9 protein-coding genes are annotated in these 7,522 nt (G+C 65.3%); all 9 read right to left on the bottom strand.

Annotation, left to right across the window (positions count from 1 at the left end):
- Positions 1–65 precede the first annotated feature (65 nt).
- Positions 66–2,207, bottom strand: a complete 2,142-nt coding sequence (locus RT551_RS20840; RefSeq protein WP_313462029.1) for an EAL domain-containing protein — start codon at positions 2,205–2,207, stop codon at positions 66–68.
- Between the two features lie 244 nt (positions 2,208–2,451).
- Entirely contained in the window at positions 2,452–3,243 is a 792-nt protein-coding gene (gene fliR / locus RT551_RS20835) for a flagellar biosynthetic protein FliR (protein ID WP_313462027.1), read from the bottom strand.
- Positions 3,244–3,251: 8 nt separating this feature from the next.
- Positions 3,252–3,521 carry a flagellar biosynthetic protein FliQ gene (locus tag RT551_RS20830; protein ID WP_017356083.1) on the bottom strand — a complete coding sequence of 90 codons (270 nt, stop codon included), beginning with the start codon at positions 3,519–3,521 and terminating at the stop codon, positions 3,252–3,254.
- Positions 3,522–3,528: 7 nt separating this feature from the next.
- Positions 3,529–4,317, bottom strand: coding sequence for a flagellar type III secretion system pore protein FliP (fliP, locus tag RT551_RS20825; RefSeq protein ID WP_313462023.1), 789 nt, complete (start codon positions 4,315–4,317; stop codon positions 3,529–3,531).
- A complete protein-coding gene (fliO, locus tag RT551_RS20820) occupies positions 4,314–4,715 on the bottom strand; it encodes a flagellar biosynthetic protein FliO (RefSeq protein WP_313462021.1) in 402 nt (133 codons plus the stop codon). Before fliO ends, fliP begins: the two co-directional genes overlap by 4 nt.
- Complete coding sequence (fliN, locus tag RT551_RS20815; protein ID WP_125361821.1) at positions 4,712–5,047, bottom strand: flagellar motor switch protein FliN; 336 nt, start codon at positions 5,045–5,047, stop codon at positions 4,712–4,714. The genes fliO and fliN overlap by 4 nt, the downstream gene beginning before the upstream one ends.
- Positions 5,044–6,051: a flagellar motor switch protein FliM gene (gene fliM / locus RT551_RS20810; RefSeq protein WP_311191140.1), complete on the bottom strand. Its 1,008-nt coding sequence runs from the start codon at positions 6,049–6,051 to the stop codon at positions 5,044–5,046. The genes fliN and fliM overlap by 4 nt, the downstream gene beginning before the upstream one ends.
- A 10-nt stretch (positions 6,052–6,061) precedes the next feature.
- Entirely contained in the window at positions 6,062–6,595 is a 534-nt protein-coding gene (locus RT551_RS20805; protein WP_313462018.1) for a flagellar basal body-associated FliL family protein, read from the bottom strand.
- 290 nt (positions 6,596–6,885) lie between these two features.
- Positions 6,886–7,522, bottom strand: a 637-nt coding sequence (locus RT551_RS20800) for a flagellar hook-length control protein FliK (RefSeq protein WP_313462015.1), incomplete at its 5' end; no start/stop codon positions are given.

Genomic DNA, 7,522 nt, shown 5'->3' with positions numbered 1-7,522 from the left:
GATTGTGCCTGATCAGGGCCCAGTCCGAGACACAAGTGACACGCCATGCGTGTCAGCGGGATGCGTCAGTTGAGAAAATCGCCGCCTTCCGGTTCCTTCCAGCCGGCGGCGACCTCGATCCGCGGCCGGGGCAGGTCATGCAGCTGCTTGAACCGCACCGGGTCCACCGGATGCCCCAGCAGATACCCCTGCAGATAATCGCAGCCCAGCCGCTCCAGGTACGCGCGCTGCCCGGCGGTTTCCACGCCTTCGGCGACGATGTCCATGTCCAGTGCATGGCCCAGGGCGACAATCGCCGAGACAATCACCACATCCTCGGAACTGTTCTCCAGTTCGCGCACGAAGGCATGGTCGATCTTGATCTCCGACGCCGGCATTCGCTTGAGATAGAGCAGGCTGGAATAGCCGGTGCCGAAGTCGTCGATGGAAATGCCCACCCCAAGCCTGGCCAGGGCCTGCAGCAGGCGCAGGCTGGTCTCGGTGTCGCGCATGACCGTGCTTTCGGTGATCTCCAGAATCAACCGGCGCGGCTCGATGCGGTGCCGGGCCAGCACATCGCGCACCTCATTGAGCAACTGCGGCGCACTGAACTGGATGGGTGACAGGTTCACCGACATGGTCCAGTTGTCGTGTCCGGCGTCGTGCCACTGGCGCAGCTGACGGCAGGCTTCGTTGAGCGCCCAGCGCCCGATTTCGTTGATGATGCCGCTGCGTTCGGCCAACCGGATGAAGCGGTCCGGCGGAATCAGCCCCTGCTCGGGATGCCGCCATCGAATCAGCGCCTCGGCACCGGCCACGGTGTGCCGGGCGACGCTCAGCTTGGGCTGGTAATGCAGGAACAGCTGGTCGGTGCCGATCGCGGTGCGCAGGTCGGCCAGCAGTCGGAACTGCTGTTCAGCGCTGTCGTTCATCCATTCGGCAAACACCGCAAAGCCGTTGCGACCGGCTTCCTTGGCTTGGTACATGGCCGAATCGGCGTAGCCCATCAGGTGGCGCTCGCTGGCGGCATGGTCCGGGCAGATGGCGATGCCGATGCTGGCAGTGACCTGCAGTTCATGGCTGGGCACCAGGCGGCTGCTGCCGATCGCATTGATGATGCGGCTGGCCAGTGCCGCCACGTCTTCATCGCCTTCGATGTTGACCACCATCACGAACTCGTCGCCGCCCAGGCGCGCCAGCACGTCGTTGGCCCGCAGCAGCTGGCTGGTGCGCTCGGCCACGGCGACCAGCAGGGCGTCACCGGTTTGATGGCCGTAGGCATCGTTGACCTGCTTGAAGCCGTCCAGGTCCATGAACATCACCGCGAAACGGCTGCCGCGCTGCTCCGCTTCAATCAGCGCGCTTTCGATGTGCTGCTGCAGCAGGCGACGATTGGGCAGGCGGGTCAGCGGGTCGTGCAGCGCCGCCTGGCTGAGTTCAGCGTGGGCGTCGTTGAGTGAACTGCGCAGGTCCTGGTTGCGCAACCGCAGCAGCTGTGCCTGCATGCGCTGGTCCAGCCAGGACACCAGCAATACGACACCAAGAATGGCGATGGACAGAATCATCACCAGGGTGGCCAGCCACTGCGAGTGCAGGCCCGCGCCCGCGGCGGCACCGCAGACGCTGTCGGCCGGAAAGCGCGCGGCCGCCATGCCGGTGTAGTGCATGCCAACGATGGCCAGCCCCAGCAGAATGGCGGGTGGGACCCGATGGCGCAGGCGATTATCGTGATGACGCAGCCGGAACGCGATGAACAGGGCCACCCACGACGCGGCCACGGCGATCACCAGCGACAGCAGCACCCAGCCGAGGTGATAGTCGATACCCGGCTGCATGCGCATCGCGGCCATGCCCAGGTAATGCATGCTGGCAATGCCGGCCCCCATCAACAGTGCGCCGAAGGCCAGGCGCTCGTGTGGAAGCGTCGGGCGCGACACCAGCCACAGCGCATAGATCGACGAGGCAATCGCGGCCAGCAGCGAGACCGTGGTCCAGACCACGTCGTAGCCCAGCGGAATGGGCAGGCGGAACGCCAGCATGCCGATGAAGTGCATGGACCAGATGCCCAGGCCCATCGCGCAGCCGCCACCCAGCAGCCACAGCTGCCCCTGCCTTGGCGTTGTTGCCGTGGTGATGCGATTGGCCATCACCAGCGCGGTGAATGAAGCCAATATGGCTACCAGCAGTGAAACGACGACCAACCACGGCGTGTAGTTGCCGACGAGCATCTAAGCATCTCCTGAAACCAGCACGCGAAAAGCGAAAGTTTCCGTCCAAAGATCTTTCGTTTGCAGCTTCCACTGCGGCAGACAGCGGCCCCCCGTTGCCGTGCGCGCAAACTGTACGCATACCCCCCGGGGGGTATGCAATACCTGAAAGGGTAAATTTTGTCGTAATAATGTTATTGGCTGTTTCTACGTGAGAAAATCACGCCAAATACACGCGGGATAATCAACGCTTCGCGATTTATTATCAGTGCGTGACGCTGTCAGCCGCCTGGAAGGTGGCATCAAACAGGCGCTGTACGGGCGGCCCCATTTCGCCGGCCAGCACGGTCAACAGGAACAAACCCAGCAGCAGCGACACCGGCAGGCCGAGCTGGATCGGATTGAGCGCAGGCGCGGCCTTTGCCAGCACGCCAAATGCCAGATTGATCGCCAGCATCGCGACCACCACCGGCAGCGCCAGACTCAGTGCGCCGCGCAGCACCTGCAGCAGAAAGGTGGGGGCGACGCTGAGGAATGCGTCCATGTTCGGCAGAGACGTGCCGATCGGCACCGCTTTGTAGCTGTCCATCAACAGCGAGATCAGGGCCAGATGCCCGTTGGCGCTGAAGAACAGCAGGCCGAACAGCAGATAGAACCATTGCCCGATCACACCGGAGCTGCCGCCGCGCATCGGATCGCTCATCTGCGCAAACGCCAGGCCGGTGCCCTGTGCGACCAGTTCGCCGGCCAATGCGCCGGCTTCGAACACCATGCGCAGCAGAAAGCCGATGGAAATGCCGATCGCCAGTTCGCGGGCGATGCTGAGCACGGTGGCGGCATCGAATCCGGTCCACTCCGGCACCGGCGGCAGCATCGGCGACAACGCGATGGCCAACGCACCGGCGAGCATCACCCGCACGCGCGCGGGCACCGCGCGCGTACCGACCAGCGGCATGGCCATGATCATGGCGCCGATGCGCAGCATGGTCCACAGAATGGTGCCGATCATGCCGAAGGCCTGCAGGCCGTCGGCGGCCATCTGGGTGGCGGAATCCATGGCCGTGGCTACCCGATCAGATGCGGTATGCGCTGGAACAGCAACGTGGTGTATTCCACCAGGTGACCGATGAGCAGGCTGCCCAGCGCGAACAGGACCGCCGTCAATGCGGCCGCCTTGGCGACGAAGGCAATGGTGGGCTCGTTGAGCTGGGTCGCGGCCTGCACCACGCCCACCACCACACCGACAATCAGCACGGTGAGCAGCAACGGGCCGGCCACCCACAGCACGGTGATCAGGCCACCGCGCAGTTCGGTAAGAGCGAGTTCGGGAGTCATGGCAGGCTCAGACCGCGTTGAAGCTGGCGGCGAGCGTGCCGACCACCAGCACCCAGCCGTCGACCAGCACGAACAGCAGGATCTTGAAGGGGGCAGAAACCAGCATCGGCGACAGCATCATCATGCCCATCGACATCAGCACGCTGGCCACGACCAGGTCGATGATGACGAACGGAATGAAGATCAGGAAGCCGATCTCGAAGGCGGTCTTCAGTTCGCTGGTGACGAACGAGGCGACCAGGATCGGGAACGGAATGGCATCCGGGCTGGCATAGGTGCCGTGCCCGGCCATGCCGGCGAAGGTCATCAGGTCGGTTTCGCGGATCTGCGCCAGCATGAAGGCACGCAGCGGCTGGGTCGTCAGGTTCCAGGCGGTCTGGAAGTCGATCTCACCGTTGAGGTAGGGAGCCATGCCGGTGCCCCACGCCTTCTGCCAGACCGGCAGCATCACCATGGCGGTCAGGAACAGGGCCAGGCCCAGGAGGACCTGGTTGGACGGGGTCTGGCCGGTGCCCAGCGCCTGGCGCAGCAGGCCGAGCACGATGATGATGCGGGTGAACGCGGTCAGCACCAGCAGCATCGACGGAATCAGCGTGATCGCCGTCATCAGCAGCAGGGTCTGCAACGGCAGGCTGACGTTCTGGCCGCCGATCTTGCCGACGTTCACGTCGGGCAGGGCGGGCACGGCCGGCGCACCGGGGGCGGCCATGGCCAGCGCCGGCAGGGCGCACAGCAACAATACGAACAGCAACGGCAGGTAACGGGTCCAGGACGCTCGGGGGCCACGCATGATCATTTTTCCTTGCGCAGCCGCTGCTGCAGCAGCTGGGCGAAATTCGGCAGGTTCTTCAGGTCCGGCAGGCGTGCCGGTTCGGGCGTGGGCAGCGGCTCGGCGAGCTGGTGCAGGGTGTTGATCCCACCGGCGGTGACGCCCAGCAGCAGCTGCTGGCCGTTGACCTCGACCACCACGATGCGTTCCTTGGCACCCACGTTGAGGCTGGCGACCATGCGCAGGCCATCGGCGGGCTTGAAGCCGCTGCCGGGCATGCGCTTGAGCACCCAACCCAGGCCGACAATCAGCGCCAGCACGGCCAGCAGGGCGAGGATGGCCCCGAACATGCTGGGCGCGGCGGCGGCATGCTGGCCGACCTTGACCGCCGGCGTGCCGGCGGCGATGAGTGCCAGGGTGATCAACGCAGTCTCCGGATCCGCTCGCTGGGGCTGACCACATCGGTCAGGCGCACGCCGAAGCGGTCGTTGATGACCACGACTTCGCCGTGCGCGATCAGGGTGCCGTTGACGAACACGTCCAGCGATTCGCCGGCACCGCGTTCCAGTTCGACCACCGAGCCCTGGTTGAGCTGCAGCAGGTTGCGGATCGGCAGGCGGGCGCGGCCGACTTCCAGCGACAGGGTCACCGGCACGTCCAGAATGACGTCCAGGTTCAGATCCGGTGCACCGGCGTCTTCGGCATGCAGGTCGGAGAACTGGGCGGCGGCCGGTTCGTTGGTTTCGATGTCGTTCATTGCGGGTCTTCCTGGATGACGGGTACGCGCGGGCGGGTGCCCGGAGGGTGGGTCGCGGTGATCTTGACGGCGTTCATGCCGTTGGCGATGCCGAACTGGCCGGTGAACACCGGGATGTTCTCGATGCACACCGGCACCTGGTTGGGCAGGTCGATGGGCAGGATGTCGCCGACTTTCAGTCTGGTCAGCTCGCGCAGGCTCATGCGCTTGCTGGCGAGCACGCTGGAGAGGGTGACTTCGGCGATGTTGAGCTGCTCGCGCAGCATCACACCCCAGCTTTCGTCGCGGTCGTTGCGATCGCTCTGGATGCCGGCGTCGAGCAGTTCGCGGATGGGTTCGAGCATGGAGTACGGCAGGGTGACGTGGATGTCGCCGCCACCGCCGTCGAGTTCAACATGCAGGCGGCAGACCACGACGTACTCGCGCGGGGTGACGATGTTGGCGAAATGCGGGTTGATTTCCGAGTTGATGTATTCAAGCTCGACATCCATGACCGGTGCCCAGGCTTCGCGCAGGTCGGCGAAGGTCTGCTTGAGCAGCAGGTGGATGACGCGCATTTCGGTGGCGGTGAATTCGCGGCCTTCGATGCGGGTGGGGTAACGCCCGTCGCCGCCGAAGAAGTTGTCGACAATGGCGAACACCAGGGTGGGTTCGAACACGATCAGGCCGGTGCCGCGCAGGGGCTTGAAGCGGATCAGGTTCAGATTGGTCGGCACGTACAGCGAGTGCATGTAATCGTTGAACTTGATCAGCTCGATGCCGCGCACGGACAGTTCGGCGGAACGGCGGATCAGGTTGAACAGGCCGATGCGCCAGAGGCGGGCGAAGCGTTCATTGACCATTTCCAGGGTCGGCATGCGACCGCGGATGATCCGGTCCTGGCTGGCGAAGTCGTAGTTGCGGGCTTCGCCGGGCGGGATGCCTTCGTCCTTGGTTTCGACCGCGCCCGAGTCGACGCCATGCAGCAGGGCATCGATCTCGTCCTGGGAAAGCAGGTCATTCATGGGGCGGCCCTTACTGGGTGACGAAGCTGGTGAACAGCAGTTCGTCGACGCTGTTGTTGCCGGTCTCGGCCTTCATCAGCTTCTGCACTTCGGCGAGGGAGTCGGCCTGCAGCTTTTCCTTGCCGGCGCGGTCCGCGATCTGGGCGGGCTCGACCTGCGAGAACAGCATGAGCAGCTTGGCGCGGATGGCGGGGGCGTGGAGCTTGAGGGCTTCCAGGGCGGCGGGGTCGCGGGTCATGAGCTGGACTTCGACCTGCAGGTAACGCGGGCCGTCGAAGCTGCTGCTGAGGTTGACCACGAACGGGGGCTCGAGCCCGAAGTACTGGGCGGGAGCAGGCACGGCGGGCTTGGCGGCGGCCTTCTTGTCGGGGGCCTTCTCGTCGTGGCTCTGGGTGAAGTACCAGACGCCGCCACCGGCGGCACCGGCAGCGAGGACGGCGATCAGGGCACTGATGAGCAACGGGCTGCGCGGCTTGGCGGCCTTGTCCTTGTCGGCGGATTTCTTGGTTTTGTCAGCGGCTGCGGCCACGAGGGGAAGCTCCATTGGATTGCTTCCTGGCTACATGCAAGCGCTGTGCCGAACCGCGCTGGTTTCCCGTTGTCGGGATTTTGACGTCTTCCTTCTTGGTCAGCGCCGAAAGCGTCGGCTCTGTGTTGACGTCTGGCTGGGCCGGTCGGGGTGGGCGTTCCGGGGGACGCTGCAAGTACATCCATGTAAGCTCGGTCGCCGCATCCATGCGGCTCACGCCCCCTCCAGCCCACCCCGACCGGCCCTCGACAGTTCGTCGGTGACGGAGCCGAGGGCAAGGGCAATGGCAACGGCAACTTCGCTCGTTACGCGTATGCGTCCAACAACCCGCGCTGCCGCATCAACTGGGCTGAGCTGACGATGGTTTCGACCATGGCCGGCTCGTCGCTGCCGGCGATTCCGCCGCGTTCACTGGTGCCGCCGCCGGACTTTCCGTCCTGCGCGGTCTGCTGATGCCCCACATCGGCATTGCCGAGCTGGAAGCCCTGGTCGTTCAGCATTTCCCGCAGCCTGGGCAGGGTGCTTTCCAGCGCATGACGCACATCTGCGTGAGCGCTGCTGAAGCTGGCGTGGACCTTGTCGCCGTCCATCTGCAGGCGGACTTCGATCAGGCCGAGGTCATGCGGGGTGACCTTGATGGTGGCGTGGCCGATCTTCTGGTCGGCCAGCCAGCCGATGCGGGCGCTGATGTCTTCGTCGAAGGACTCGCCGCCGACGTGCGGGGTGGCGGTGGGGCTGCCGGCAAACGGGGTGCTGGCGGCACCGGTCTTCAGCTCGGCGGCGGTCTGCAGGGCGTGCAGGAACGGGGTGGCCGGGGCGTCGGCGTCGGTCGCACCGGCGGTCAGGGCGTCGGCCAGCGCCTTGGGCAGGGCGATGTCGTCGTTGGCGGCGGCGTCCAGGGGCAGCGCGATGGGACCGGCGTCGGCGCTGACGGCAGCGGCA

It is taken from the genome of Stenotrophomonas sp., from assembly GCF_032103445.1.
Taxonomy (GTDB): domain Bacteria; phylum Pseudomonadota; class Gammaproteobacteria; order Xanthomonadales; family Xanthomonadaceae; genus Stenotrophomonas.
The sequence above is the reverse complement of the archived record's forward strand: the minus strand, read 5'-3'. Positions and strand labels throughout refer to the sequence as shown.